Raw genomic sequence first — 26,036 nt, forward strand, 5'->3', positions numbered from 1 at the left:
CGATCGCCGACACCACGAAGACCATCAGCACCGCGATCTCCATGGCGAGTACCGCGAAGCCGACCCGGGCGGCCGCCCGCACGCCCCACAGGTTGCCCCGCCCCACCGCCAGCAGCTGCACGTCAGCCGATCCGGCCGATCGGGGTCAGGCGGCGATGCCGGGGCGCATGCCGAGCTTGACGCCCGGGCGCATGCCGAGCTTCACGGCGACCGCGCCCGGACGCATGCCGAGCTTGACGCCCTCGCCCGGGCGCATCCCCAGCTTCAGGTTGTTGTCCATGTGCACTCCTCTCGGGCCGCGGGCATGCCGCGGCCACGCGTGGTGAATCGGATGGTCGAGCCAGAGATGAGCGCGGCTCGAAGGAGCCGGCCGGGCGCTGCGCCGAGGGCGCTGGTGGAGCCGTCGCGCCGGGCTGGCCGTGCCATCACGCTAGGGCTCCGCCAGGGGCACCGGCAACGGGTCACGGCGTTGCGCCAGGTGCGCCGGGGCGTTGCATGCCCGTTGCGCCTACCTTGCCGCTGACCTGGGACAACACCCATGCGAGCTGCTGGAATCGTGGCCACCTTCCGCGCAGCGGACCGCTCGGCCGGTGTGCGCGGCCTTCTGCGCTTCGGCGGCGTACGGCTACTTTGAGGCGCTCCGAGAGGGCCGCACCGTCCAGCCGCTCTCGGATCCCCAACCTCCTTTAATTAAGGTCGAGTTGAGAGGAAGACGTATGTCTGTGCTACCCGGTCCCATCCGCGCCAAGGCTCGCGTGCTGAGCAGCCTGCGGGCCCTGCTGCACGACGAAGGTTTCACCGAGGTCGTCACCCCCGTCGCCCGCCGCGCCGACCTCGGGTCCGGCCGCCGCGCACCCGTCGGCCTCCACGAAGGCCGGTACCTGCGCGCGATGATCGGCCCGGCTCTGCGCGTCAACGTGAACACCGACCTCCCACGGGTGTACGAGATCGGCCCGTGCTTCCGGCCCGAGCCCCCGGACGCCCTCCACGCCACCGAGTTCACGATGCTCGACCTGTACGCCGCGCACCTCGGCTTCGAGGACCTGATCGACCTCGCCTGGCGCATGGTCGGCCCGCACCTGCCCTCCTACACCCCCGAGCGGCTCTCGATCGCCGACCACGTCCACACCGAGTTCGACATCGACCTACGCACCGAGCCCATCAGCGGCCTGCACCCGCTCATGGCCGCCCGCATCGGCGCCGATCCGGGCGAGCCGTTCCGCGACGTCCTCGGCCGCTACATCTCCCGCGAACTGGAGGCCGGCACCACAGGCCGCGCGGTGTTCCTGACCGACTACCCGACCGGCGGCGACGAACCGTGCGCCCGCCGGGCCTCCGGGACCACCGCCGTCCTGGAGCGGTTCGAGCTGATCGTCGACGGCATCGAGCTCGTCCATGGCTACACCGACGAGACGGACCCGACGGCCTTCACCGAACGGGCCAAGGCCGTAGGGCTCTACGACGACGAGCAGCGGCTCGCCCAGGAAGCCGTCGAGGCCGGACTCGTGCCCGCTGACACCGCGGGCCTCGGCATCGGCATCGAGCGGCTGTGCGCTGCCTCCGCCGGGCTGCGCGACATCACCCCGTTCCTCCAGTCCCCCCAGTTCTGACAGCCGACTCCCACCCTGGAGGCAGGATGGACCTCGCGATCACCCCGCTGCCCGGCGGACTCGGCGCCCGCGTCGAAACCGACCTCGCCCGCACGTCCGGATCCGGCGCAGCGCGCGCACTCACCGACGCCCTGAACCGCCACCGCGTACTGGTCCTGCCGGGCCAGCACCTCAACCACGCCGACCTGCTCGCCGCCGCCTCCCTGTTCGGCACCGTGGATACCGCCACCGACCGCCGCTACACGGTCCCCGGATTCCCCGGCCTCACCGTCGTCTCCAACGTCCACCAGGGCGGCACGCCGATCGGCATCTACGACGGCGACCAAGAGGAGGAATGGCACGCCGACAACTCCTTCAAGCCCCAGCTGACCGCCGCCACCCTGCTGTACTCGGTCATCACCCCCGGCGAGGGTGGTGAGACCCGCTTCGCCGACGCCACCCGGGCCTACGCCGACCTTCCTCCGGCGATGCGGCAGCGCACCGCTGGGATGCGTGCGGTGCACTCCATCGAGCAGCTCGGCGTCCGGCAGACCCAGTCCGGCGGCGGCCAGTCGTCGATCGCGGCCGGCAGCCTGGTCGGCCACGCGGAGGTGGAGCACCCGCTCGTCCTGACGCACCCGGTCACCGGCGCACGCTCGCTGCTGCTCGGGTCCATGGTGATCAGCGGTATCACCGGGCTTGCCGAGAACGAGAGCCGGGCCCTGCTCGACGAGCTGCTGCAGCACACGACCAGCGCCCCGTACGTCTACAGCCACCGCTGGAAGCAGGGCGACCTGGTCGTCTGGGACAACCTCGCCACCCTCCACACCGCCTCCCCCTGTGACAGTTCCCGCCACCGTCGGCTGCTGTATCGCGCCACCGTCCGATAGCCGAAGCCCGGCGTCACACCGCGCGTGACTCGGGACGGGAACGCGAGCCCCGCTTCCACCGCCGACCCTAGGGTTTGCCCATGACCGTGAAGGTTCCCCTGAAAGAGACTGCTCTCAACGCCGAGCGCATCGCCCGCATCGGCCACGAAGTCCATGCAGTCTGTCCCGAGTTCGACTCCGCCGGCTTCGTGCACTCAGTGATGGCGGACCTTCCCCGACTGGAGCTGAGCGCCAGGATCGCCCGCACGAGTGAGGGACTGCACGCCCACCTTCCGGTCACCGGCCCCGACGCCCTCGACATTCTGCTGCGCTCCTTGCCGCCGACACCCGAGGCAGCCGGCGTGACCAACGACTTCGGTCTGCACGTCTACGCGCCCCACTCCGACTACGTCGCCCGCTACATGCGGGCCGCCGACCATCTGGACCGTGCGCTTCCTGCCCTTGCACGCATGACCAGGTACTTCTCGGCGGAGCTGCCCGTGCGGCATTTTCTCGCCGCCTTCCCCGACGAGACGATGAAGGCCATCGGCGCCTGGGCCGTCGATAACGACTTCCGGGTACGCAGACTGGCGAGCGAGGCTCCCCGTCCGCTGTTGCCCTGGGCCCCGCGGATCGCGCCGCCCGCCGACCTCGCGCTGCCCGTCCTGGAACAGCTCTACGACGACACCCACCTGTACGTGCGCACCTCGGTCGCCAACCACCTCAACGACGTCGCCACCACCCACCCCGACCTCGTGCTGGCCACTCTTCAACGATGGCAGCGGTCGGGCCGCGTCAGCGACAAGCACTTCACCTTCATCGCCCGGGGCGCCCTGCGCAGCCGGCTCAAAGAAGGCTGGCCGCCCGCCTACGGCATCCTCGGCTACGCCCACGACGCACCCATCGAACTCACCCCTCTCACCCTGGAACGCACCGAGCTACGCGACGGCGACGCGCTGAACTTCTCGGCCGCGCTCACCGCCTCCGTCAGCGCGCCGGTCCACGTGATGATCGTGATCACCACGACCGGGCAGAACGGCCAGCCACGGGAGAAAGTGTCCTTCCTGCGCCGCGCCAGAGTCGAGGCTGGCAAGCCACTGCACCTGGCCAAGAGCCACCGGCTGCGCTCGACCGCACGATGGCCTGTGCCACCGGGCTCCTACTCCCTCGCCCTACAGATCAACGGCCGCCGCTTCCCTGCCGTCCCCTTCACCGTCCTCAGCCCTTGACTCCGTTAGTCCCACCCGGATCCCCGCCCCCCCGACGCCCGTCCTTTGGTAGCGAGGGAGGCAGTCGGTCTAGGCCGGCGCGGCGGTTGCCCGCTTGATGCGGTGCCCGACACGACGCTCGGCCACCTCCAGCGGGTACCAGCCAGCGCCGGTCACCTCGGACTCCTGGATGCGTCCGACCTCACCGCGGACTGTGGTGAAGGCGTATCCAATGTCCAGGTGATAGTGCTCCGGCTCCGCCTTCTGGGGCCGGGCCGGCACCCTGCCGTACTCGACGTAGACAGGAGCCTGCGAGACCACGGAGACCTGTCGGGGATCGACGCCGGTCTCCTCCGTCAGCTCGCGCACGGCCGCCTCGACCAGCGTGGTGTCGGTCGGCTCAAGGTGGCCGCCAGGCTGCAGGGTGATCCCGTAGTCGAGGTGTTCGATGAGCAGGATCTCGGCGTCGTCGCGGACGAGCAGGGCGCCGATGGTGACGTGCATGGGGAACCTGCGCCGAGAAGCGAAGTCCCGTCCTTGCGCCAGAAGTCGCAGGGGCTCGGACAGCTGCTCGACCTCGTCCGGGTAACGCTCCAAATAGCTACGAAGGGCGTCCGAGATATCGGAATCAGTGATCGCCATGGGTCACCTCCACGCCGGCCTGGGAGGAACGCTCCCGATGAACAGCTGCCCGGATACGGGCGACGAGCACGTGCACAGTCAGATCCAGTGAAGGTGCGCGGCGTACGGGGAAGTCCGCACTCTATAAGGCGGGTCGAGGTCGCGGCACCCGCAGCGGCTCCGTCGGCGTTTCGGCCAATCACCTTCCTATGCACTCCTGTTGCGGGAAGCGGGTCGATGCATTCTTCACGCTCCTGCGCCCGCGCCATCCCGGGGTTTCCCGCTCGACCGAAATACACACGTTCGATATTCCGGCTGGCTCGTTGAGCCTCGCGAACCGGACCCGCCCACGAGACAGGGGGACAGCTTGACCGTGGAAAGCACATCCAAGCAGGCGAGCGCAGACGAAGGCGAAGGCCCTCATCCGGAGAACGCGAGCACGGTGCAGGAGGAGGAGTTCCGGTTCCGGGACGAGTCCCGGCTGCGGGCCGGCGAGCAGATGACGACCGCCACGATGGCCCGGCGTCTGCCCTTGTTGGTAGGGCGGTCGTTGGCCATGGCCTGGCAGGTGGACCGGGGTGCGACGGCCGGGCTGCTGGCGTGCCAGATCGGGTCTGGCGTGCTGGCCGCTCTGGGCCTGTTCGCCGTCACCGGGACGCTCACCGCGCTGATCGCCTCCGGTGACATCACGGAGCGGTTGCGGGAGGCGGCTCCGCAGCTGGGCGTGATCGCCGCGGCCACCGGTCTGCGTGCCCTGCTGGGGATCATCGTGACGTGGCTGACCGGCCGGCTGCGGCCGGTGCTCGCCCGGGCCGCGGAGGTGAGCATGGTCGAGGCAGCGCTCGGCGCGGAGGCCGCGGCGAACAACAAGCCCGGCTACAACGACTCGTATGACATCGCCGACCGCGGTGCCACGGTCACCCCGGACCTCGTGGAGGAGGCCCAGGACGTGCTGGCCGCCACCGCGAGCCTCGCCGCCGGCGCGACCGTCCTCGCCGTGATCCACCCCCTTCTCCTTCCTCTGCTGCTCCTGGCGTGCCTGCCGCAGGCCGCCGCGTACGTGCGGGCGGCGCGGGTGGTGTACCTGGCGGGCCTGGAGACGTCGGGGCGCCGCCGGATGCTGCACAAGCTGCGGTGGCACATGTCCTACATGGAGTCCAGCGAGGAGATGCGGGCCTGCCTGGCCGGCCCGTTTCTCCTGGGCCGCTACCGGCGTCTCGCCGCGTCGGTCAACGCCGCCGAGCGCAAGGCGGCCGGCACCGGGGCCTGGATGGGCCTGGTCGGGGCGGCGGCCGGCGGAGTGGCGTCGGCGGCGGTCTGGGCGACGCTGCTGTGGCTCCTGGTCTCCGGCCGGATGGACCTGGCCGCTGGGGGCGGCGCGGTCTTCGCTCTGCAGACGGCGACCAGCTCCGTGCGGGGCATCATCAACGGCGGGGCCCGGCTGGTGCGCACCGGCTGGTACGTGCAGGACTGGCAGGACTTCCTCGACAACGCCCATGGACAGGCGATGACGGCCTCGCGCGGTTCGGAGCTGCTGCCGGCGGCGCCGGAGCGGTTCGAGGTCCGCGACGTCACCTACCGGTACGACGGTGCGCAGAAGAACAGCCTCACCGGGGTGTCGCTGCAGGTGCGGCGTGGTGAGATCGTGGCGCTGGTCGGGGAGAACGGGTCGGGGAAGACGACTCTGTCCCGGCTGATCTGCGGCCTGCTGCTGCCGACCTCCGGAGAGGTCGCCTGGGACCATGCGACCACGGCGCGGCTGGAGCCGTGGGCTGCGTGGAAGCACGTCGCGCTCGCCCCGCAGCGGTTCACCTACCTTCCGCTCAGCCTCCGCGACAACGTCACCCTTGGGCAGGGCGACACCAGTGACGCCGCCCTCCTGGCGGCCTGCGAGGCGTCCGGGGCCTCGGACATGCTGCCCGAGCTGCGGTCCGGGCTCGACACCCTGCTGACGTCTGAGTGGTTCGGAGGCCACCAGCTGTCCGGCGGGCAGTGGCAGCGCGTCGTCCTGACCCGGGCTTTCCACCGGCAGGCCGCCCTGCTCGTGATGGACGAGCCTACGGCCGCCCTCGACGCCCGTGCCGAGCACCACGTCTTCACCGGGCTACGGCAATTGGCCAAGGACCGGGCCATCCTCCTGATCACCCACCGGCTCGCCAACGTCGCCGTCGCCGACCGGATCGTCGTCCTCGACCGGGGCCGCCTCGTACAGGAGGGAACGTACGAACAGCTCACCCAGGAACCCGGCCTGTTCCGGACCCTGTGGGAACTGGAGCAGCGCACCGGCCATGACGTGAACCGCCCCGCCTGACCCAGGGCCTTAACCCTGGGCCCGCCCCAGTCGGCAACGGCCGGGGCGGCTGCCCCGTCGCCGCCGATCCCGTCCTCACCGAAAGGGCTCCCGATGGCCGAAGACCCCACCGCCGCCCACAGCTCCGCCCCTCACGCGGTGTACCGGAGCATCAGCCACGTCATGGTCCTGCTCCAGCACCCCAGTGACGACCGGGTGCTCACCGTCCGCCACCAGCCCGGCTCCTGGCACTCGCCCGGCTTGCTCACCGTCGTCGGCGGCCGTCTCGAAGCCGGGGAGTTCTTCGACGAGGGCGCGGCACGCGAGCTCGCCGAGGAGACCGGCATCCGTGTTGTCCCGGACCGGCTCGAGTTGTGCCAGCTGGTCCACCTGCACGCCTCGGATGGAGAACGGGTGGCCGGCGTCGTGTTCCTGGTGCGGGAGTGGGAGGGCGAGCCATACAACCGGGAGCCGGACACGCACACCGAGCTGGTCTGGGTGGATCCCGCCAGCCCGCCGAAGGACTGTCACCCCTTCACCCACGAGGTCCTGCGCCAATTCACCGCCGGGCACCAGTACGCCAACGTCACCGCCCCCGAACTGACCGCCGGCGGTGGGCCCCTGTGACGGACGTCGCCGACACCCGGAAAACCTCTGCCTGGACGATCCCGGCCTATCGGTACCTGCTCGGGAGCGAGGCCGTGAGCCTAACCGGCTCGGGGGTGAGCGCCATCGCTCTGCCCGCGCTCGCGGTCCTGGAACTGCGCGCCACCGCCGGACAGGTGGCAACGCTCGCGTTCCTCGGCCAGCTTCCCAGCACGCTCGCACTGTGGGCCGGCGCCCTGTCGGACCGCCACGCCAAGCGCTTCCAGCTCCTCGTCTCGGACCTGGTGGCCGCCGCGGCGCTCACCACGGTCCCGGCCGCCGCCCTCGCCGAGGTACTCACCATCGGCCAGCTGTACGGGGTGACGCTCGCCGTCGGCGCGGCGAAGGTAGTCCGTGATGCTGCGGCGATCAGCCTCCTGCCGGCCATCGTCGCTCCGCACCTGCTACACGACGCCAACTCCCGGCTGGGCGCGACGTCCTCGGTGGCCGACAGCGCGGGCAGCAACGCGGGCGCCGCACTCGTGGGCGCCGTCGGGGCCGCGCAGTCGCTCCTCGTCGACGCCGCCTCCTTCCTCGCCTCAGCCGTGCTGGTCCGGCACATCCGCGTGCCCAAGCCGCACCCGGTCCCCGCCGAGGCCAAGAAGCGGCACGGGCTCAGCCGGGACATCGCCGCAGGCGTGCGGTACGTGATCGGGCAGCCGACGATCCGTACGGTGATCGCGGCACTTTCCGTGCTGTCCTTCGGCCTCGCGCTGATGAACACCTTCTGGGCGTACTACCTGCTCACCACGCTCGGCGCCTCCCCGACAGCGTTCGGGGTGATCATGGGCGTCGGAGGCATGGGCAGTCTGGCCGGCGCGCTGCTCACCTCACGGATCACGGACCGGTTCGGCGTCGGACCGGTGATCGTCTCCGGGTTCGCGGTCAGTCCTCTCGCCCAGGTGCCGCTCCTGCTGGCCGGGCCCGGCCGCGGCTGGCAGATCGCCCTGGCCGCGACGCTCTTCGTGCAGTTGTTCTGGGCGACTGCGGCCGGAGTCACGCAGCGAACCCTGCGCCAGATCCTGTGCGACCCGGCCTTTCAGGGCCGGATGCAGGCGGTCAGCACCACGGTGACCGCTGGAAGCCGCCCCCTGGCCGCCGCGACCGCCGGCGCGCTCGTGCTCGTCGTGGACGTGCCGACCGTCCTCGCCGTCGGCGCCCTCCTCCAGGTCGTGCCGGTCCTCCTGCTTTTGGCCTCATCCGTACGCACTCTGCGGACCATGCCCACCCCGCCCGCACCCGCGGCCGTGCCGCCCGCCCGAGAAGGAGCCTCATGACCACCACCGCCTCCACCGCGAGCCCCGCCTACTGGGAGCCGCTCTGGGCCGACGGCCGACGCTGCCGGCAGCTGAGCGAGGCCGAGAAGCAGCTGATGGCCGAGCACCTCGGCCCCGGCAAGGGCCGTCCCGCCCTCGACATCGGCACCGGCGACGGCAGCCTCGCCCGCCACCTCCACCACGAGCTCGGCTACCTCACGACCGGCGTCGACTGCTCCCCCAGCGCACTCGCGCTCGCCGCCGCCCAGGACACCGGACCCGGGCCCACCTGGCAGTGCACGGACATCACCACCGACGACCTCACGATTCTCCCGGAACCGGCCTACGCCCTCATCACCTGCCGCCTGGTCTACCGGTGGATGGACGACAAGCCCGGCTTCCTCGACCGCGTCCGCCAGCTCCTCGCGCCCGGCGGCACCCTCTGGGTCGTCACCGAGATCGCCGGCTGCCGCACAACCACCGACCCAGCTCTCCTCGGACTCGGCATCCCGCCCGCGGACGCCGAGCTGCTCACGACCGGCTGGTCCGTCGTGCGCACCGCCGACCTCGACGTCCTGCGCTGCTACGCCCTGCGGCCCCTGAGCCCTGAACGCCACCCGCGACCGGAGGAGACACCCGTGCTGGACATCGAGAAGCACATCGCCGAGATCTGGGCCCTCTACGGCCGTCACCAGCTCGGCCGGACCTTCGACCTGCCCGAGCTGGACGAATGGGCCTGGGACATCCCGCAGGCCGGACCCGGCACCGACGTGCTCGGCGAGGTCACCGGCCTGCGCGTCCTCGACCTGGGAGCCGGAGTCGGCCGGCACGCCGCCCGGCTCGCCGCCCTCGGCGCCCACGTCACCGCCGTCGACGCCTCCCCCACCCAGCACCAGCGCGCCCTCGCCCGCTACCCCGACACCCCCCGCCTGCACCTGGTGTGCGCCGACGCCGTCGACCACCTGCGAGAAGCCGACCGTTACGATCTGATCTACTCCATCAGCGGCGTCCCCTTCCTGGACCCGCACCGCCTTCTGCCCGCCCTGGCCAACAGCCTCAAGCCCGGCGGGCGGCTTGTGTTCAGCGCGCTGCACACCAACTCACACGGCGACGGCCCGTCCGACTCCGTCACCGCGCGCCTCGAAGTGCTGCGGCTGCCCGGCACGGATACCGAGCACCAGATGCACATGTGGGTCCTCGAACCGCGGCTGTGGGAGGACCTCCTCGTGGACCACGGCCTCATCATGGAGGCGGTCACGACGATCGACTCCCCCAACGGCCAGCCGCTGTCGTACCGGCTGTACACGGCCCGCCGCCCCGAGCGGGTGCCGAGCCGCGCCCGCTCGGCTACCCCTCCCCCACCGAACGCCGCTGTCGGGGTGGGCGTGATCGTTCAAGGACCCGACGGCCTCCTGCTGGGGAAGCACCGACGGGGCACGTGGGAACTCCCGGGCGGCTCCGTAGAGCCGGGCGAGACGTTCACGGAGGCCGCCGTACGCGAACTCGCCGAGGAAGCCGGCCTCGTCGCCGACCCCACCGGTGTACAGGTCCTCGGCACGCTCCTCGACCGTGTCGGCGGCGTCGTGCGGGTGACGGTTCCTGTCCTCGTCACCCGCTGGTCCGGCGTCCCTGGGCAGCGCGAAGACGCCATCGGCGACTGGCGCTTCTGACCCCAAGGCGCCCTTCCTCAGCCGTTGTTCGTCCCATCGAGCCAGTGCCTGACGGCCTGGCAGCCGGGCCTTCCCCTCGACCATCCGCCCGCCCACTTCCAGCCCTTCGCCTCCCCTGGCCGCGACTAAGCCGTCCATTTGCCAGACCTCGCAGGAAGGCGCCCCTCGCCGTGCCCCCATCCCCTTCCCTTCCGTCCCTGCTCGGAGTCTTCGGTCACCCCGACGACGAGGCGCTGCTGGCCGGTGGCGTCCTCGCGCAACACGCCGCCGCCGGCGCGACGACCGCCGTGGTCACCGCCACCTGGGCCGCCGACAGCCACAGAGCCAGCGAACTCGCCGACGCGCTCGCGATCCTGGGCGCCGGAAAGCCACGGATGCTCAGCTTCGCCGACCACCGCATCCCCGACTCCGCACCCGGCCGGCCGCGGCTGTGCGACGCCCCGATGGAGGAGGTGGTCCAGCGGATCGTCGAGCAAATCCGCTCCGTACGTCCAGCCGTCGTCGTGACCCACGACGCCTACGGTCAGCTGACCGGCCACCCCGATCACATCCGTACCCACCAGGCCACCGTCCTCGCGTTCCACGCCGCCGGCCTCGAACACCGCTTCCCCGACGCGGGACCACCCTGGCGCCCCCAGGCCCTCTACGCAGCCACGCACCCACACTCGGGGGTCGGCCTGCTCGGCACGCTCATGAAACGCGTCGGCAAGACGACGCTGAGCGTTCCGGACGAACACATCACCGCCGCGGTCGACGTCAGCCCCTGGCTCGACCAGAAGGAGCGCGCCATCCTCGCCCACAAGAGCGAAGCCGCCAAGGAACGGCCCTTGCCCGGCATCCTCGCCCGCCTGCCGGCCGCAGCGCGGGAGTCGATCATCAGGACCGAGTACTTCACCCGCCTGTCCGCCGGACCTGCGGCGATTCCGTTGTCAGCACTGACCGCTTAGACCAAGGAGCCCGGATTTGAGCACCGTTCCGTGGGAGACCATCGGCCGACTGGCCGAGCTCTTCACCACCCTCGACACCGCGCGGGGGATCCCCGCAGAGCAGCAGTGGACCCTGCAGGTCCTCAAACTCACCGAGGAGGTCGGCGAGTCGGCCCAGGCCGTGATTGGCACCTGGGCCACCAACCCCCGGAAGGGGCAGAGCCACACCTGGGAGCACGTCCAGGAGGAGGTCGCCGATACCGCCATCACCGGCCTGGTCTCACTCCACCGGATGCTCGGTGACGAGGCACCTGCCTTCTTCAACACCCTGCTCGCCCAGAGGGCCGCGAAATTCCTCACTCTGGACGAGGACGCCGGCGCGCCACCCCTCGAAGGGGCATGACCAGCGCATGAGGGCCGCCGGGAGGCCACACGACAGAGGACCTACCAGGAGGCGTGTTCTCCAGCGTTCCTCAGCCGGCGGCCAGGGCGCTCATCCTCAAAGAGCCGCACGAGTGCGGCGACAGCCCCACAGTGCAGGTCTCTTCGGCCGCTGCGGACTCCGTCCGGAGCTCCTCGCGAGACCTAGACTCAGCGCCTCCGTCCCGACCGGTCCTCGTCGCCCGACTTCGGGTGTGACCGGCGTGCGCGATCCGACGACTCCTGAGGAGAACCTCGTGCCCGAGAAGGCCATCAAGGCCAAGGCGCTGTGCTACATCGTGCGCGACGGGAAGCTGCTGGTCCACCGCCACGTCGACTTCTCCTGGGAGGAGGTCGGCGTCCAGGTCCCGGCCGGCAGCATCCGAGACGGCGAGACACCCGAGGCGGCTGCGCTGCGCGAGGCCCGCGAGGAGACCGGCCTGCAGAACTTCGAGATCGTGCGCAAGCTCGGCGTGACCGAGTACGACATGGGCCCGTACCGGGCCGAAATCCAGGAACGGCACGTCTTCCACCTGAAGCTGGCCGAGCCGAGCCCGGAGCGCTGGCCGAGCCAGGAGGACCACGACGGCGAGCAGGAGCCGACCCGGTTCGAGTGCTTCTGGATCCCGCTGGAGACCGCCCACGTGCTCCAGTCCGGCCAGGGCTCGCTGCTCGGGCGCCTACAGAACTGACCCACACGTATTCGCCTCGCCCCATCAAGGCAGCGGGCAGCCGATGCACAGCCCGCCCAGTTGGCACAGCGAGTACCGTTTGGAATGAAGATTCCGGGCCCTGCCAAGGTAGAACCGGCCGGCCTCGGAGCGGATCGGGCAGGTCCGCCCGTTCGCCAAGGGAGTGGACTCTCGGCGCCTCAGGTCACGATCGGCCGGGCCGCCGCCATGGTCCAGCCCTCGACCCCGAGGGCCAGGTGGGGACCACCGTCTACGAGCGCGGGCTCGCCCGACTCGTTCCCGCGCGGATGCGGGCCAGCATCGCACCCATTCCCCGTCGAGGAGTGCCGCCAGACCGGCCGAGCATGGGCCTACGACCAGTAGCTGCCGGGACGCCAGCCCGGGCTTCACCCCGAAATCGAGGCCGGTGTCGCCGCCCAGGCCCCGAGCCCTCACTGGGCACGAGAATGGCAGCGGCACCCGCGGATCGACCGCCCGGCCCTGCCCCACCGCCCTCGTCGCCAGCGGGCGGCCGGCAGCTGGGTGGGCACCAACCGCGTGCACCGGGCGAGAGAAAGCGACCACAAGGAGGCACCCCTCGCTTTACGCCTCGGGAATCGAACCCCTCCACCGACCTCACCTCAGCAGCATTCAAAGATCCATTTAGGTGTCACCACTCAATTTCGATCTTGAAATCGAGGTCGGAAGGTGATTTGGGTGACCTTCACAACACGCGGCCCCGTAAAGATCGCGTTTTCCGCCTTGTACGATCAGTGGGCACGGCTTGCCGGCTAACCACCCGCACGCCTCAAGCACAAGCTCCTGACCGCTAGTCTCGCGTACGGGTATCGGGACGGGGCCAGTTAAACACCTCAGCGGAATCTCACTGGAGCGACATGCGTTGGCGCAGGGACACGTCACGGCGCACCCTCGTGAAGGAATGTGAGAGGCTGCTCGCTGATCTCCCTATCCCCGCTCCTTTCAGCGTCGAGGCGCTGGTGCAGAACATGGAGAGCGTGCTGGGTCGCCAGATCCAGCTGGTGCCACTGGATGATCCCGACGGGGGCTTGGGTTCGGCATGCGGCCTTCGAGTAAAGACGCCGGAGTTCACGATCATTCTCTATCGGCGCCGTTCGAGTCGCAATCAGACCGAGCACATCATCCTTCATGAACTCGCGCACGAATGGCTGAACCATGGGACCTCGCTGACGGCTGCCGAGATCGAGCGATACGTCCCCGAACGGATTCGGCAGGAAGTACTTCGCCGCTTCCCTTCGGCTCTGATTCAAGGGCGCGTGGACTTTGGCAGCCCCGAGGAGAGGCAGGCCGAGCTTTCCGCCTCCTTGATAAAGCGGTTGGCGCGCCGCCAGTCAATCGCGGGAGACGACATGATTAGCCTCCTGGAGGCTTCACTTTCCCATCCAGTCGCTCCACTGCGGCGCCGACATTAAACGTAATCGGCCGTCAGTCACTAAGGAACGGTTTCCGGGGGCGCGAATTCCGGACCATCACATAGTCCACCTTCTGGCAATTAGGGCTACACTCGGCTGACCTCCCGGGACGGCACAATGTGCAGCCCGCATAGACACCCACTGGTTACGTGTTCGACTATTTTAAATACCTGACTGCGATCGTAATGACCGTCATCGCCGTATGGCGATTCCCTGCAGTCCGCTACGCCGATGCCCACCGTCGTGCACTCTGGGGTGGCTACGCGGGATTCGCTGTGGCTCTGTGGCTCTACACGCCAGCAGCCATGCATGCGGCAACTCTCATTCCTGTGGTGGATCTGAGCGCCCTGCTCAGGCACTTCGCCAGTACCGCAGCGATCATCGCCGCCCTGACCTACGTCGCCACCAGCTACGGGAGGAGCTCGGAGGCGGTCGTGCCCCGGCACGTAGCGGTCTCGCGTCGGATCGCCCGCGCCTCTTACACGGCGGGCGCGATAGGCGTCACGCTTCTCACGGTCCTGTTCTTTACCGTGGTGGACCGCAGCACACCGAGCCAAAATTTCCTCATTGACCACGCCGGCCAATGGGGAGTCGCGGTCTACATGACCGTCTTCTACTTCTTCCCGCTCATCACAACCGCGGTATGCGGCTACCAGTGGACTAGAGCTGCGCGACAGGCCGAGGGCAGAAGCATGCGTATAGGTCTGCGCTTGATGGGAATTTCGATGTGGATGGGTCTAACTCACACATTGGCCCGCGTCGCCATCCTCTGGACTGCGGTCATATCCCCCTTGAGCCGCTCCACAGTGCAGCTACTGGTAGATGCCACAGCGGTCTGGATGAACCTGCTCTTTCTGATCGTTGCGGTCGGCGCGAGCATTCCGACCACCCGCGCGGCGGTGGCCCGGTGGAGAATCTGGCGCACTCTGTACCAGATTTATCCACTCTGGTTTGACCTGGTGAAGGCTTTTCCCGGGACGAGCCTATATCCACCTGGACGGCGCCTCGCAGAACTCACGCGCATACGCGTCCCCATCGATGTCCGACTGGACCGCTGGACTCAGGACATCGCTGATGCCAGCGAAAAACTGCGCTATTACACTCCACGAGACTTGATGTTCGCCGCAGAGGACACTACCGCCTCGCACCCCGACCCCGAGCCGGCCGCGGAAGCATACTGGTTTAAGGCCGCACTCCTGTCAGCTGACACCAGGCCAGCCAATCCGCGCGCCAGTACCCCTCTGAGAGAGAAGCCGTTCGTTGACTCCCAGAGTGAAGCCGTATGGCTAGCGCGAGTCAGCACGGCCTACTCGCGCGTCACTGAGGGGGAGACTCAGGATCTTCTCCTGCGCTCGGCAGGGTTGGAATCCGAAGCAGTTCAATAGGTGCAATGAGCTGCACGGGCTGCCTTCCCGGTTCGACCTTCTCCAGCCCCGTGAACCCAGCGGCATATCGATCTTGAATGCCAGTGCGTGAGATTTGGCACCGTCCGCCGCATGAAGTGGGCTGGTACCGTGGGTCATGCGGACTGATAGCTCTTGCTCCGCCCCGTAAGTGCACCCCCGGCCTGCGACGCGCAGCTGCTGCCGTCGCCACACGTAGCCGGGCCGTGACGCTGTCCGGTCTGGATGGGCGTCCGAAATCTCAGCAATCTGGAGTTCCCGCATGTCCAACCGCCGCACCGGCCTCATCCTCGATTTCGGAGGCGTTCTCACCACTCCGCTGCTGCCCGCAGTGCTTGCCTTCGAGCAGCGCGAGGGCCTCCCGCAGGGTGCCTGCCTCACGGCCCTGTACAAGCACGAGGAGGGCGTCCGGATCACCAGTGACCTCGAGCGCGGAGCGGTCTCCCAGGCTGAGTGGAACGAGTTCGCCGGCAAGATGCTGGGCGTGCCGGCTGACAACTTGATGGGCCGCATCTTCGGCGACCTTCGCCCCGAGCCGCTGATGATCAATGCGGCTGCCGCGGCGCGGCGGGCCGGGATCAAGGTGGGGATCCTCTCCAACAGCGTGGGGCTCGCCCCTTGGGACCTGTACGAGGGCTACGAGCTGGAGCGGCTGTACGACGTTGTCGTGATCTCCGAGCAGCACCTGCTGCGCAAGCCCGACCCCGAGCTCTTCGAGATCACGCTCAAGCTCATGGATCTGCCGGCCGAGGAGTGCATCTTCGTCGATGACACCGAAGCGTACGTCCAGGCAGCACAGCAGCTCGGCCTCACTGGCGTACACAACCAGGATCCCAAGCAGACGGTAGCCACCCTCTCCCAGCTGCTCGGCGTGGAGCTCGCCACGTCGTAGGGCTGCGCCCCGCGCAACGGTCAGACCGGGGGCGAGTTCCGTGCCATCCGCAGGCTGACATCTGATCGGTCGTGGCGCTGCTGTAGCGATGAAGACCCGGAATCCGACCTCACGCAGACGGGACTAGCGGTCCTGTTCCTCCGCCGAGGTCGGTTTTCGATGCCGGCCTCGGCGCTTACCGAGTACGGGACGGTCCCACTCGGCCGGCTTCTCCTGCGCGGGCGGTGGCGGGTACAGCAGGGCTTTGGCGGCGGCGAGGTCCTCGGCGACGCCGACCACCGCCCACTCCGTGCCGGTCCACTCCTCGATCGCTCTCGGCGCGCTGGGGCCGACGTGGGCCCCGCGGTGAGGGCCGTCTCCGAGCGGCACGGCGCGCTGCTTGCCCGTCGAGGCGGCCTGGCGCTCGGCACGTCGGCGCGCCCACTCCTCCAGCGGTTCGTCTGCCTGCATTCGGGCATCGTGGCCGAGGGGCGGTCCGGGCCGCTACCCCTTCCCTCGTTCGGGTGATGCCCCCTGGCGCGGCGCTCTGGCGCTGCTAGGCTCGGTGCGCCCTGCGGGTTCGTGGGGTGGGCCGCGCGCAGGCCCGCGTGGTCGGCTTCGCTGACGCGCTTGGACAAGGTGCTCGGCGCCAGCGCATTCAGATCCCCTCTGGATGCCCATGGAGCTGCCATGCCCACTGACCACGCCCGCAAGGGCCCCGTACGCCGCCGTCAGGCGGCCACCGGAGAGTCGTACACCGAAGCCGCCAAGGCCCTGCGCCGCTCGAACGGCCTCGCCATCTGGGACCCGTGGGTGGCTCCCCGCTGCGAGGAGGGCGACCCGATCCCGGGGCACGACCCGTGGCTCTCGGGTCCCTGCCCGGAGGGGTGCCCGACCCGGGAGCGCCCGGATTACATCGCGTACCTGGAGACCCTGCCACCGAAGGCTCGGCTGCCGCGCCCCGTACCCGAGCGCGAGCCGTATGTGTGCCCGGGGCCGTCCTCGTGCACAGACGACTGCTGCGCCTGCAACTACATCCACCTGGCGGTCTGCCGGGACTGCGAGGCCGTCTACAGCCCTGGCCTCGAACTGCCCTGCCCGAACTGCGGGCGGCGCCCGGAGTAGGTCTCCGTCACGGGGTCTCCCGCCACAGGCTGGGGTCCAGCGGGTGGGTGCGGGCGGGCGTACTGAGCAAGCAAGCCGCAGATCCGTCTCCGTCCCGGCGTTGCAGCGCCGGGAACAGGAACAGCGAAGGGATACGGCGACTCCCCTGCCGGGGCGTTGCCGTATCCCTTCGCTGTTGTCACCACCGCCACGGCTGCAAAGCAGCTCGTACCGGTTCTGGCCACGCACGGTCGGCGGTCCGCGGCGGACGTTAGCCGGCGGAGCGGAAACGCCCGGGCATCCGGACCCGCAGGGAGCACCTGCCGACGGCGTCACTCCCCGCCGTGCGCCTCGGGCAGCTTGTGCTTGAGCTCTCCGACGAGCTCATTGATGTGGGCCATCATCTCGACGGACAGGCCGCTGCTGTTGCCGCGGGCCGCCAGGCCGATGATCTGCCCTCGGTCGATCGAGCTGAGGAAGCGGAGCCCCTCCATGAATTCGCGGGCTTTAGGATCGACCTGGGCGTCGTCCTGGAGGAGGGCCGCGTCGACCTGGAGGGCATGGGCGAGGCCGGCTCGCACCACGTCTGAAGCGTTCGTCGTGGCACCCCTGCGAAGAGCAGCGATGTCGTCGGCGGTGACGGCCGCCATACCCGCATGCTCGTTGACGAGGCGTGCGATTTCCTCATCGGAGGGCGCTTCCTGGCCGGCGTACCCGTACTCCAGGAGATAGTTGATCTTTTCTCCGACCGTGCGAGGTGCAGACGCCTGCTGGTCGCGCGAGGTCCGGGGGCGAAGCCCGAACGAGCAGTCCTGGGCGGCCAGCAATTCGTCTTCGGTCACCCCGTACGCCTGCGCGAGCGGCTGCACGTAAGCATCGTTGAGCCGACGCCGGCCGGATTCGGCGTTGCTCACCGGCACGCGGCTCGTGCCGATGATCGCGGCGGCCTGCGCCACGCTGAGGCCGGCGTCGCAACGCAGGAGCTGCAGGTCCGGTGAGCCGTCGTGGGGGAAGAGGACGTCGAGCGGCTGACCGAGCGCGGCCGCAATCGCCGGGAGCTTCTCGCCCTTGGGGAAGTCCTGGCCGCTCTCCCATCGCGCGACCGAGGGGGCGCTGACGCCCACCATCTCAGCCAGCTCCTTCTGGTGGAGGTCCTTGCCTCGCCGGACAGCGCGAACGCGGCTGCCGTCGAACTGACGTGGCACATGAACTCCTGCGGGGTGGCGATGGGGGGCGGCGTCTTCCGCAACTGTACCCAGGGTTGATACGTCTGCGCAATTGGCGTACGTTCTCGTATCGCACCTGCTGGCCGAACTCCGGCTCTCTGCGACACCAGCCCCAAAAGGGCTCCTTCGCGTGCGTTGCGTCGTCGACGCCGCTTGCGCAGCGCGCCACCGGATCAGCCCCGCCCACGATGGGGGTGCCGCCCGACGGCCCGCAGCCGTCCCGTCCGGCGTCGAACGCCGGCAGGGCGAACACGAGACTTCACACTTACACCAAATGTCCAATTCGATCGCAAGCGAGAGGCTGGGGGGGCGATGCGCGCACACGAGCGGTACGGTTCACGACGCGCGGGCGCACTCACGGTCAGCCGACGGACGGTGCGTCCGAGGGAACGAGAGGACTCAGCCCGGCCGAGAGCGGCAACTCTCAGGCGGACACGGCATGAGCCGGCGCTTCCGAGCGAGCTCAAGAGTGCGCTTTCCCGTAACTCTCTGCAACCAGTACAGAGTTTAAGAACCAAGTCTGGATCTTGACACGGGCCGGTGCGTATGTTCGTCGTCCCCCGGGCACGCTGCCCGGCACGTTGGACGTAAGGAGCATGGCAGATCGTGTAGGCCCGCATACAGCGACGGCGTCCGGGAGCGGTAACTCCCAGACGCCGAACGCTAAATGGCATGTCCGCCCCGGCAAGGGCGGATGTTGCCCACCATCACCACGCTGAGTCCTTCCTAGGGGCGCATCAGCGTGGCAACACTGCAACGAGGAGTATCGCATGCCTCCTGCCCTGCGCAAAAGGCCCTTCCGCCTGGCCTGCGCGGCAGCCATCTCCACCTCGGCGCCTCAGCGCCCCGGGCTGGAGCACCTCACGCCGGCCTCGGCGAGCCTGCAGAACCGCCCCGTGACCGGGAGCGGCCGATGAGCAGCGAAGCCCGCGAATGGGTGTGGGAGCACAGCTCCAGCCGGGGGACCGCGCGCCTGGTCCTGCTGTCGATCGCCGACCGGGTGGCCGACGAGCAGTGCGTCTCCTGGGCTTCGCTGTCCAGCCTCGCCAAGCGCACACGCGCCTCCGTGTCCACGGTTCGCGAGGCCATCGACCGCCTGGTCCACGCCGGCGAGCTGGAGCAGCTCGATGACCTCACCGGCCCACAGCGCAGCACGGTCTACCGCCTGCCCCTCGCCGCCCAGGCCGTGGCAGAGACCGCGGAGGACGAGAACCCCGACCAGGAGTCGGCGGGCAAGCACGAGGCCGCCCCCACCCTCCGGATCTCGGTCCTGCGGCGGTACGGAATCCGGCCGCGCGAGGTACCGGAATCCCCCGCGAGGGACCGGAAACCGGCAGTGCCGGATACCGGCAGGTCCCGGCGGAAACCGGCACCCCGACGTACCGGAAACCGGCACAGCGGTGTACCGGAAACCGGCACACAGAACCGTAGTGAACCGGATTTGAACCGTAGGTACAGCAGTGGTGCCGCCGTCATCCCGGCTGCCGAGTGGCAGGTCGACCCAGCCACCCACGCCTGGGCCCGCCAGCAGGGACACCTCGACCGCCTCGGCGAACAGGGCCTGCACGCAGCCGATGCGAAGTGGCGCGCCCACCGTGCCGCCTTCGAGCCGCGGACAGCGGGGGCCTGGGCGGCCGACTGGCGCTCCTGGATCGCCCGAGAGCACGCCCCCAGCCGCCCGAGCCTCTACGCCCTGCCCGGCGGAGGCTCCGCTGCGCCGGGCGGCATGACGCGGGTCGAGGCCCAAACCGCTGCCCTCCTCGCCGCCCTCGACGAGCCGACCGGAACGGAGGGCTGACCGTGGACCGCCGCGAAATCGCCGCCCTGCTGGCCTACATCGGCCGACTCGACCCCCGCACCATCCGCACCAACCCGGGCGAAACACGCGACCAGCTCGCCCAGTGGCACGATCTGCTCGGCGACGTGCCGATGGCCACGCCGCACGGCTGGGACGCCCGCGTCGCCGCCCGGCAGCACATCCGCACCTCGCCGTACCAGATCCTGCCCGCGGACGTGGCCCGTCCTTGGGAGAGCTACCGGCGCGACCGCCTGGCCCGGCACTCCGACCCCACGCCGTCCGTCGACCCGGACGACCAGGCCGCCTGGACCGCTGAGCTGGTCGGCGCCCGCCGCGCCGTCGCCGCCGGCATCGCGCAGCCTGCGCAGGCTCGGGCGATCACCAGCGGTCGCGACGGCATCGATCCGAGGCTGGAGGCGCGGCTGCGGGCGATCGGCTCCTGCATACCGCCCGCAGCCCGAGCCGCCCTCGCGCCCTACCGGCCCGCCCGCGCAGCCCGTGAGGCCGCTGTCGCGCAGGGGCAGCCCGACGCCCTGAGTGTCCGGTGCGAGTGGTGCCTGGCCCAGCCCGGTGAGCCGTGCCGCCGCCGAAGGGTCGGCCCCGACGGCGGAGCGCGCGGAACCGCCCCGCGCGCCACCCCACACCCCGGCCGCCTCGACCTCGCCGCCACCCAGCAGGCCCAGCAGCCAGCCGTGGCCTGACCGGCGTACACAGCCGGCGCGCCCCTGCCCGGCCCGCCGCCACCACCGTCCGCCCAGCTGCGACGCACGCTCTCGCACCGCAGCCGGCACCTGACGCCGCACCCGCCGAGCACCGCCCTCGCCGGCCGACACGGCAGCACATCGGAGAACCCCTTGCGCTACATCACCACCCACAACGCGCCGGCCACTGGTTTGCGCGGCATCGCAGACACCAGCTGGCACGCCCGCGGAGCGTGCCATGGCATGGACGTCGAGGACGCCGACGCCGTCTTTTTCCCACTCCCCCGAGACCACGAAGCCATCGCCGAGGCGAAGGAGCTGTGCGGCTGGTGCCCGGTGCGCAGCGACTGCCTTAACTACGCGCTGGAGAACGTCCTGAAGGAGGGCATCTGGGGCGGCCTCACCGAAGCCGAACGGCGCTCCTGGCACGACGGGCTGCCCCAGCGTCTCGACTACCGGCGCGTGACCGCGTTCTTCCAGGGACGCGACGTACATCTGACCGAGGCCGAGCGCCAGGTCGTCGTCGACCACGCCTATGTCCGGGGCTGGCGGCCCGCCCGACTGGCCGCCGGCCTGCAGATCAGCCACAAGCACGCCCGTGATCTCCTCCGTCAGGCGGCCAACAAGGTGCTCGACCGCGACCGCACCTACGGCGTGCCCCGGCCCAAGAAGAAGCGGCAGAAGACCGCCCCGGCAATAAGCAGCCCCGTATCCACCAAGCCCGGCACCCGGCAGCCGGTGTCCCGCCAGGCAGCGTCGACCGTGGCGCCCGCCTCTTTCGGAAAGGCCGCATGACCCACCCCGTCCTGTCCCTTGGTGCCGCTCCAGACCTCCCTCTCCTCCTCGCCGCCAGCGTCGCCGCCGCCTTCGCCCTGGTGCTGGCCGCCTGGACTATGCGGCGCCGGGGAGCTCGCCCGCAGAAGCCTCTCGGCGGCGGCCCGGCGGTCAAGGTCGCCGCCCTCGCTGCCCTCGGTTGCACCGCCTACAGCGCCGATACCTCGTGGCGCTTCGCGGCCGACTACCTCGACATGGCCGGCACCGCCGAGCGCGCCGGCATGTTCGCCGCCGCCGAGCTCGCGCTCTTCGCCACCGCGCTGATGGCACGGCAGAACCTGGCCACGCAGGGCGCCCCCGGCCTGCCAGGCACCCTGGTCTGGGTGATCACCGGAGTGCAGGTGATCCCCGCCTACGCCGAGAGCGGTCCTGTCGGCGGCACCGTCCGCGCCTTCGTCGGACCGGTCATGGCGGCGATGCTGTGGCACCTCGCCATGGGCATCGAGCTGCGCCTGCGCACCCCGGACGCCGCCTCCCACGGCCTGCTCGCCGTCCTGGGGCGGGAGGCACGCGAACGGCTCCTGTCCCGCCTGGGTATCGCCGCGCGCGACCGAGACGCCGCGCAAATCACCCGGGACCGGGCCACCGCCCGGGCGGTCACCCTGGCCGCGCGTCTCGCCGAGCGCACCCCCGAGCAGCAGCAGAGCTGGCGCGGCCGACGGCTCACACGGCGCCTGTCGAAGGCGGTCGGCAGGGCCTCGGTGGGTACCGACCCCCTCCAGCGCGCACAGCTGCTCGACCAGCTCGCCGCCCGTCGGCACGCCCTCGCGCTCGCCACGGTCCCGTTGCCCTCTCCCTGGTCCCCGGCACACAGCACGACACCGGCAGCCATGGTCCCCGCTCAACCGACCTCGCAAGCGGCGGTCCCCGTAGACGGTCCCTACGAAGCCGATGGTCCGGTCGGGGACCGGGGGCCACGCAACCGGAGAGAGCCGGGCCCGGTCCCCGAAATCGCGGACTCGAAGTTGCCCTCGAACGCGGGGACCGGAGGCGGCGACACGGGGACCGTCGTGAAGACCGAGACCCCGGAAGTGGACACGGTCCTGGGGACCGGTCCCGCCGATACGGAAGCCTCGGCAGGGGACACCGGAAGCTCGGGGACCGGCCTTCATACCCAAAAAACCCCAGCTCAGAGCCCTGATCCGTATCGGGGACCGGCCAGTACCGAGTCGGGGACCGAACCCACCGGGGACCGGGGACCGACCCCCACCGACACGGGGACCGAACCCACCGGGGACCGGGGACCGACCCCCACCGACACGGGGACCCAGCCCACCGGGGACCGGGGACACAAGGTCCCCCTCCGACGGAAGACGAACTCGAAGACGAGGACCAACGGCAAGGGGCAGCGGGGGAGCCGCCCCCACACCCCGCAGGCACAGCGCCCGTCACGCGAGGCGGAGCAGTCGGTGGACCAGCTCGTCCAGCAGGTCCTCCCTCACGTCCCCGCCCTGCTCGAACGGGACGGCAACCCAGCCGTCACACGCGTCCAGCTACGAGAGATCCTCCGCCGCGAGGGGCTGAAGGGTGGCCGGAACGACCGGCTGAGCCTCGTCCTCCAGGAGCTGCGGAGCATCGACACCACGACGACAAGGAGCACCGCCCGATGAAGACCTGCCACCAGTTCGACACCGTCCGTACGCAGTACGAGCGGGAGATCGGCTTCATGCTCGCCCACTCAAAGCGGTACGAGGGCAAGCCGGCGGCGAAGTCCAGCGCGAAGCAGGCTGACTCGACGAAACAGCGGATGGCTCGCGCGCTCAGCAGCCATGTCGGGCGCTGTCCCGAGTGCGGTTGAGCGTGCAAAACCCCAGCTCAAGCCCCTATCCACCATGGTGGCCCGGCTTCGTGCCGGGCCACCGCCCCGCTCAAGGAGGTATGCCGTGATTTCGCCTTCTCCTCGGTCATCCGAGCCCACGGTCATCGAGGCCGGCGCCTGGGCGGACGTCCTGGTCCGCCGGCGGCTCGTGCACGCCGCTGTCCTCGCGCCCACTGGCCAGTGGCTCGTCCAGGGCCGTCCCGACGGCCCGGTCCGCGTCCTGTCGGGACCGGCCGACGTCGTCGAACTGGCCGCCGCCATCCAGCTCCGCATCCGTTCTACGAGGCCCGAATCCCGATGACGCACCCGACCCAGTACGACACCACCCCGGAACCTGCTCCCGACCTCAACTCGATCTCAGGGCGAGCAAGTTGGGGCGGAAGCGTAGCTTCCGCCGAACCCGCCCCCGAGGGGGCGGGAGAGGACCTGCACCGGGGGGCGCAGGTCCTTCCGACTTCGACCGAGGGCGGGTCGAAGTCGGGGCAGGAGGAGAAGCCGACCGATCGCCGCACACGCCGAGAGCGCGCCGCCCGCGCCCGTCAGCGCCCGCGCCAGCCGCCCGAGAAGAAGCGTCTGCACCAGCCCAACACACGCTTCAACGAAGAAGAGTTCGCCCTGATCAAGTCCGCCGCCGCCCGGTGCAGCCTGTCCGTCGCCGGATTCCTCGCCCGTTCCGCGCTCACCGCCGCCCGCGACCTCGACCGCACCCGCGCCGAGATCGCCGACGAGCGCGAAGTGCTCACAGCCCTGTTCGACAGCCGACGTCGGCTCGGCTGGGCCGGCAGCAATCTCAACCAGGCAGTCAAGGCGCTCAACTCCGGTGCGGGCGCTCCTCAGCTCGAAGCGGCCATCGCCGCTGTACGCCGTGCCGCAGACACCTCGCACGAAGCCGCCACGCGACTGATCGAACGCCGCAGCTCGTGATCCCCAGCGTCAACTCCTCGGGCTCCCGGACCATCGGGCTCCTGGCATACCTCTACGGCCCGGGTAAGCACGAGGAACACACCGACCCCCATCTCGTGGCCTCCTTCGACGGCATGTCCCCCGACCCCGGCCGCGACCCGAACGCCACCCTCAAGGACCTCCAGCAGCTCCTCGACCAGCCCGTGATGGCCCTCGCCGAGCACGCCCGACCGGCCAAGCACGTGTGGCACACCTCCGTCCGCGCAGACCCGCGCGACCGGATCCTGTCCGACGAGGAGTGGGCCGACATCGCCCGCCGCATCGTCGCCGCCACCGGCATCGACCCCGGCGACGGGCAGTCCGGCTGCCGCTGGGCCGCCGTACGGCACGCGGACGACCACATCCACATCGTCGCCACCCTCGTGACCGAAGACGGCCATCGCCCCGACGACTACCGCTCCGGCGCCCGCGCCCAGGCCGAAGCCCGGCTCATCGAAAAGGAACTCGGTCTCCACGAGGTCGCGCCCGGCGACGGCACGGCTGCCCAGCGGCCCACCAGCGCCGAACGCCACAAGGCCGAGCGGCAAGGCCGCGAGCGCACCGCCCGCGAAGAACTGCGCGAGACGGTACGGCGCGCGGTGGCCGGCGCGACCAGCGAGGAGGAGTTCTTCGACCGGCTCGCCGGTGACGGCCTCCTGATCCGTAAGCGCGTCGCGCCCTCCGGGGACCTCCTCGGATACAAGGTCGCCCTGCCCGACGACCGGAACAAGGACGGCGAGCCGGTGTTCTACCCCGGCGCGCGCCTCGCTCCCGACCTCTCGCTGCCCCGCATCCGTGAGCGCTGGTCCGGCGATACCCAGGGGAACACGGCGGCTCGGCAGGAGGATGCAATCCGTACGGGGCCGGGCACACCGGCCGCTGCTCGCCGCAAGACGGCATCGGCAGCGTGGCAGGCCGTGCTCGTGATCGAGCACGGCGACGACGGGGTCGCCGCCGCACACATCGCCGCGGCCGGCGAGATCCTGGACGCCCTCGCGAAGACCTCCGCCGCTCACACCCGCCGGGAACTACGCGACGCCGCAACGGCCTTCGAACGGGCCTCGCGCTCCCACGTCCGCGCCGTACGCGGACACGACCGCGCCCTGCGCCAAGCCGCCCGCGACCTCGTCCACGGCGGGCCGGCCCTCGGCCGCGGCGAGGACGGGGCGAGCACCGCGATGGCGATCGACATGCTGTTCTTCCTGATCACCGCCGCCGCGCACTGGCACGCAAGGAAAGGCCACGCGCAGCAGGCCGCCGCCGCCGCGCGGGCCGCCGAGCACCTGCGCTCCGCCTACCAGGAGGCCGCCGCAGGGCCCCTCGGCGTGCTCTATCAGAGAGGCCGGCGCCTGAATCTGCCCCTGCTCCATCGGCAGACGGTGGTGCTGCGCGAGGCGCTGCCCGCTCTGGCCGAGCAGATCCTCGCCGAGCCCGGCTGGTACGCCCTGGCGGCGACCATCGCGGACGCCGAAGCCGCCGGCCACGACCCCGCCGCCCTCCTCTCCGACGCGGTCGAGCGCCGTGAACTCGACACCGCGGAGTCGGTCAGCAACGTGCTGGTGTGGCGAATGCGAAGGATGGCCGACCTGCCCGCCGATGCCTCAGCACTACCCGCATACAGCACAACAGGTGGCCTGCCCACGCCCCGCGATGCGGCATCCCGGCCCTCTGCGCCTGGCCGACGTCGCGGCGGGGAGGGCGCCGTCGGAAAGACCCGGTAGA

The 26,036-nt window shown here is 70.3% G+C and carries 26 protein-coding genes; 22 read left to right on the top strand and 4 right to left on the bottom strand.

The window, feature by feature from the left end:
* Positions 1-145: 145 nt before the first annotated feature.
* Positions 146-280 carry a hypothetical protein gene (locus tag ABZ135_RS33305; RefSeq protein WP_356701180.1) on the bottom strand — a complete coding sequence of 45 codons (135 nt, stop codon included), beginning with the start codon at positions 278-280 and terminating at the stop codon, positions 146-148.
* Positions 281-716: 436 nt separating this feature from the next.
* Between ABZ135_RS33305 and ABZ135_RS33310 the strand changes: the two genes are divergently transcribed.
* The 3 genes from ABZ135_RS33310 to ABZ135_RS33320 all read left to right on the top strand — a co-directional run bounded on the left by ABZ135_RS33310 (position 717) and on the right by ABZ135_RS33320 (position 3,687).
* Complete coding sequence (locus ABZ135_RS33310; protein WP_356701182.1) at positions 717-1,610, top strand: amino acid--tRNA ligase-related protein; 894 nt, start codon at positions 717-719, stop codon at positions 1,608-1,610.
* A gap of 26 nt (positions 1,611-1,636) precedes the next feature.
* Positions 1,637-2,479: a TauD/TfdA family dioxygenase gene (locus tag ABZ135_RS33315; RefSeq protein WP_356701184.1), complete on the top strand. Its 843-nt coding sequence runs from the start codon at positions 1,637-1,639 to the stop codon at positions 2,477-2,479.
* Between the two features lie 80 nt (positions 2,480-2,559).
* A complete protein-coding gene (locus ABZ135_RS33320) occupies positions 2,560-3,687 on the top strand; it encodes a hypothetical protein (protein WP_356701186.1) in 1,128 nt (375 codons plus the stop codon).
* A gap of 69 nt (positions 3,688-3,756) precedes the next feature.
* Here the strand turns inward: ABZ135_RS33320 and ABZ135_RS33325 are convergent, their stop codons facing one another.
* Positions 3,757-4,308 (bottom strand): NUDIX domain-containing protein, encoded by a 552-nt coding sequence (locus ABZ135_RS33325; RefSeq protein ID WP_356701187.1) that lies wholly within the window; start codon positions 4,306-4,308, stop codon positions 3,757-3,759.
* Positions 4,309-4,654: 346 nt separating this feature from the next.
* Here ABZ135_RS33325 and ABZ135_RS33330 point away from each other — a divergent pair, with 346 nt between their 5' ends.
* The 10 genes from ABZ135_RS33330 to ABZ135_RS33375 all read left to right on the top strand — a co-directional run bounded on the left by ABZ135_RS33330 (position 4,655) and on the right by ABZ135_RS33375 (position 15,911).
* On the top strand, positions 4,655-6,598 hold the full coding sequence (locus tag ABZ135_RS33330; RefSeq protein ID WP_356701189.1) for an ABC transporter ATP-binding protein: 1,944 nt from the start codon (positions 4,655-4,657) through the stop codon (positions 6,596-6,598).
* A gap of 93 nt (positions 6,599-6,691) precedes the next feature.
* Complete coding sequence (locus ABZ135_RS33335) at positions 6,692-7,204, top strand: NUDIX domain-containing protein (RefSeq protein WP_356701191.1); 513 nt, start codon at positions 6,692-6,694, stop codon at positions 7,202-7,204.
* Positions 7,201-8,499 (top strand): MFS transporter, encoded by a 1,299-nt coding sequence (locus ABZ135_RS33340; protein WP_356701193.1) that lies wholly within the window; start codon positions 7,201-7,203, stop codon positions 8,497-8,499. The genes ABZ135_RS33335 and ABZ135_RS33340 overlap by 4 nt, the downstream gene beginning before the upstream one ends.
* Positions 8,496-10,148: a methyltransferase domain-containing protein gene (locus ABZ135_RS33345; protein WP_356701194.1), complete on the top strand. Its 1,653-nt coding sequence runs from the start codon at positions 8,496-8,498 to the stop codon at positions 10,146-10,148. The genes ABZ135_RS33340 and ABZ135_RS33345 overlap by 4 nt, the downstream gene beginning before the upstream one ends.
* 170 nt (positions 10,149-10,318) lie before the next feature.
* Positions 10,319-11,095, top strand: coding sequence for a PIG-L deacetylase family protein (locus ABZ135_RS33350; protein ID WP_356701196.1), 777 nt, complete (start codon positions 10,319-10,321; stop codon positions 11,093-11,095).
* Between the two features lie 16 nt (positions 11,096-11,111).
* Positions 11,112-11,477 (top strand): MazG-like family protein, encoded by a 366-nt coding sequence (locus ABZ135_RS33355; protein ID WP_356701198.1) that lies wholly within the window; start codon positions 11,112-11,114, stop codon positions 11,475-11,477.
* A 274-nt stretch (positions 11,478-11,751) separates the two neighbouring features.
* Positions 11,752-12,186, top strand: a complete 435-nt coding sequence (locus tag ABZ135_RS33360) for an NUDIX domain-containing protein (protein ID WP_356701200.1) — start codon at positions 11,752-11,754, stop codon at positions 12,184-12,186.
* Positions 12,187-13,097: 911 nt separating this feature from the next.
* Positions 13,098-13,616 carry a hypothetical protein gene (locus ABZ135_RS33365; protein ID WP_356701202.1) on the top strand — a complete coding sequence of 173 codons (519 nt, stop codon included), beginning with the start codon at positions 13,098-13,100 and terminating at the stop codon, positions 13,614-13,616.
* Positions 13,617-13,765: 149 nt separating this feature from the next.
* On the top strand, positions 13,766-15,001 hold the full coding sequence (locus tag ABZ135_RS33370) for an MAB_1171c family putative transporter (protein WP_356701204.1): 1,236 nt from the start codon (positions 13,766-13,768) through the stop codon (positions 14,999-15,001).
* A 280-nt stretch (positions 15,002-15,281) separates the two neighbouring features.
* A complete protein-coding gene (locus ABZ135_RS33375) occupies positions 15,282-15,911 on the top strand; it encodes an HAD-IA family hydrolase (RefSeq protein WP_356701206.1) in 630 nt (209 codons plus the stop codon).
* A gap of 123 nt (positions 15,912-16,034) precedes the next feature.
* On the opposite strand, the gene ABZ135_RS33380 is transcribed toward ABZ135_RS33375, so the two are convergent.
* Complete coding sequence (locus ABZ135_RS33380) at positions 16,035-16,361, bottom strand: DUF6087 family protein (protein ID WP_356701208.1); 327 nt, start codon at positions 16,359-16,361, stop codon at positions 16,035-16,037.
* A gap of 219 nt (positions 16,362-16,580) precedes the next feature.
* Between ABZ135_RS33380 and ABZ135_RS33385 the strand changes: the two genes are divergently transcribed.
* Positions 16,581-17,015, top strand: a complete 435-nt coding sequence (locus ABZ135_RS33385) for a hypothetical protein (RefSeq protein WP_356701209.1) — start codon at positions 16,581-16,583, stop codon at positions 17,013-17,015.
* A gap of 311 nt (positions 17,016-17,326) precedes the next feature.
* Here the strand turns inward: ABZ135_RS33385 and ABZ135_RS33390 are convergent, their stop codons facing one another.
* On the bottom strand, positions 17,327-18,199 hold the full coding sequence (locus ABZ135_RS33390; protein WP_356701211.1) for a helix-turn-helix domain-containing protein: 873 nt from the start codon (positions 18,197-18,199) through the stop codon (positions 17,327-17,329).
* Positions 18,200-19,133: 934 nt separating this feature from the next.
* Between ABZ135_RS33390 and ABZ135_RS33395 the strand changes: the two genes are divergently transcribed.
* The 8 genes from ABZ135_RS33395 (at position 19,134) to ABZ135_RS33430 (ending at position 26,035) form a co-directional block, all read left to right on the top strand.
* Positions 19,134-20,018 carry a helix-turn-helix domain-containing protein gene (locus ABZ135_RS33395; RefSeq protein WP_356701213.1) on the top strand — a complete coding sequence of 295 codons (885 nt, stop codon included), beginning with the start codon at positions 19,134-19,136 and terminating at the stop codon, positions 20,016-20,018.
* Between the two features lie 2 nt (positions 20,019-20,020).
* On the top strand, positions 20,021-20,719 hold the full coding sequence (locus ABZ135_RS33400; RefSeq protein ID WP_356701215.1) for a hypothetical protein: 699 nt from the start codon (positions 20,021-20,023) through the stop codon (positions 20,717-20,719).
* Positions 20,720-20,872: 153 nt separating this feature from the next.
* Positions 20,873-21,514 carry a WhiB family transcriptional regulator gene (locus ABZ135_RS33405; RefSeq protein WP_356701216.1) on the top strand — a complete coding sequence of 214 codons (642 nt, stop codon included), beginning with the start codon at positions 20,873-20,875 and terminating at the stop codon, positions 21,512-21,514.
* Positions 21,511-23,163, top strand: a complete 1,653-nt coding sequence (locus ABZ135_RS33410; RefSeq protein ID WP_356701218.1) for a hypothetical protein — start codon at positions 21,511-21,513, stop codon at positions 23,161-23,163. Before ABZ135_RS33405 ends, ABZ135_RS33410 begins: the two co-directional genes overlap by 4 nt.
* Positions 23,160-23,351 carry a hypothetical protein gene (locus tag ABZ135_RS33415; RefSeq protein ID WP_356701220.1) on the top strand — a complete coding sequence of 64 codons (192 nt, stop codon included), beginning with the start codon at positions 23,160-23,162 and terminating at the stop codon, positions 23,349-23,351. The genes ABZ135_RS33410 and ABZ135_RS33415 overlap by 4 nt, the downstream gene beginning before the upstream one ends.
* 88 nt (positions 23,352-23,439) lie before the next feature.
* Positions 23,440-23,673 carry a hypothetical protein gene (locus tag ABZ135_RS33420; RefSeq protein WP_356701266.1) on the top strand — a complete coding sequence of 78 codons (234 nt, stop codon included), beginning with the start codon at positions 23,440-23,442 and terminating at the stop codon, positions 23,671-23,673.
* A complete protein-coding gene (locus ABZ135_RS33425; protein WP_356701222.1) occupies positions 23,670-24,296 on the top strand; it encodes a hypothetical protein in 627 nt (208 codons plus the stop codon). Before ABZ135_RS33420 ends, ABZ135_RS33425 begins: the two co-directional genes overlap by 4 nt.
* Positions 24,293-26,035, top strand: a complete 1,743-nt coding sequence (locus ABZ135_RS33430; protein ID WP_356701223.1) for a relaxase/mobilization nuclease domain-containing protein — start codon at positions 24,293-24,295, stop codon at positions 26,033-26,035. The genes ABZ135_RS33425 and ABZ135_RS33430 overlap by 4 nt, the downstream gene beginning before the upstream one ends.
* Position 26,036: the final 1 nt, after the last annotated feature.

The organism is Streptomyces sp. NPDC006339, assembly GCF_040612775.1.
Taxonomy (GTDB): Bacteria; Actinomycetota; Actinomycetes; order Streptomycetales; family Streptomycetaceae; genus Streptomyces.

Bases quoted from the DNA above. Each gene is read 5' to 3' on its own strand.
- ABZ135_RS33335 (WP_356701191.1), top strand. From the start codon at position 6,692: ATGGCCGAAGACCCCACCGCCGCCCACAGCTCCGCCCCTCACGCGGTG.
- ABZ135_RS33380 (WP_356701208.1), bottom strand. From the start codon at position 16,361: ATGCAGGCAGACGAACCGCTGGAGGAGTGGGCGCGCCGACGTGCCGAG.
- ABZ135_RS33395 (WP_356701213.1), top strand. From the start codon at position 19,134: ATGAGCAGCGAAGCCCGCGAATGGGTGTGGGAGCACAGCTCCAGCCGG.
- ABZ135_RS33425 (WP_356701222.1), top strand. From the start codon at position 23,670: ATGACGCACCCGACCCAGTACGACACCACCCCGGAACCTGCTCCCGAC.
- ABZ135_RS33415 (WP_356701220.1), top strand. From the start codon at position 23,160: ATGAAGACCTGCCACCAGTTCGACACCGTCCGTACGCAGTACGAGCGG.
- ABZ135_RS33310 (WP_356701182.1), top strand. From the start codon at position 717: ATGTCTGTGCTACCCGGTCCCATCCGCGCCAAGGCTCGCGTGCTGAGC.
- ABZ135_RS33410 (WP_356701218.1), top strand. From the start codon at position 21,511: ATGACCCACCCCGTCCTGTCCCTTGGTGCCGCTCCAGACCTCCCTCTC.
- ABZ135_RS33305 (WP_356701180.1), bottom strand. From the start codon at position 280: ATGGACAACAACCTGAAGCTGGGGATGCGCCCGGGCGAGGGCGTCAAG.
- ABZ135_RS33325 (WP_356701187.1), bottom strand. From the start codon at position 4,308: ATGGCGATCACTGATTCCGATATCTCGGACGCCCTTCGTAGCTATTTG.
- ABZ135_RS33375 (WP_356701206.1), top strand. From the start codon at position 15,282: ATGTCCAACCGCCGCACCGGCCTCATCCTCGATTTCGGAGGCGTTCTC.
- ABZ135_RS33315 (WP_356701184.1), top strand. From the start codon at position 1,637: ATGGACCTCGCGATCACCCCGCTGCCCGGCGGACTCGGCGCCCGCGTC.
- ABZ135_RS33345 (WP_356701194.1), top strand. From the start codon at position 8,496: ATGACCACCACCGCCTCCACCGCGAGCCCCGCCTACTGGGAGCCGCTC.
- ABZ135_RS33385 (WP_356701209.1), top strand. From the start codon at position 16,581: ATGCCCACTGACCACGCCCGCAAGGGCCCCGTACGCCGCCGTCAGGCG.
- ABZ135_RS33320 (WP_356701186.1), top strand. From the start codon at position 2,560: ATGACCGTGAAGGTTCCCCTGAAAGAGACTGCTCTCAACGCCGAGCGC.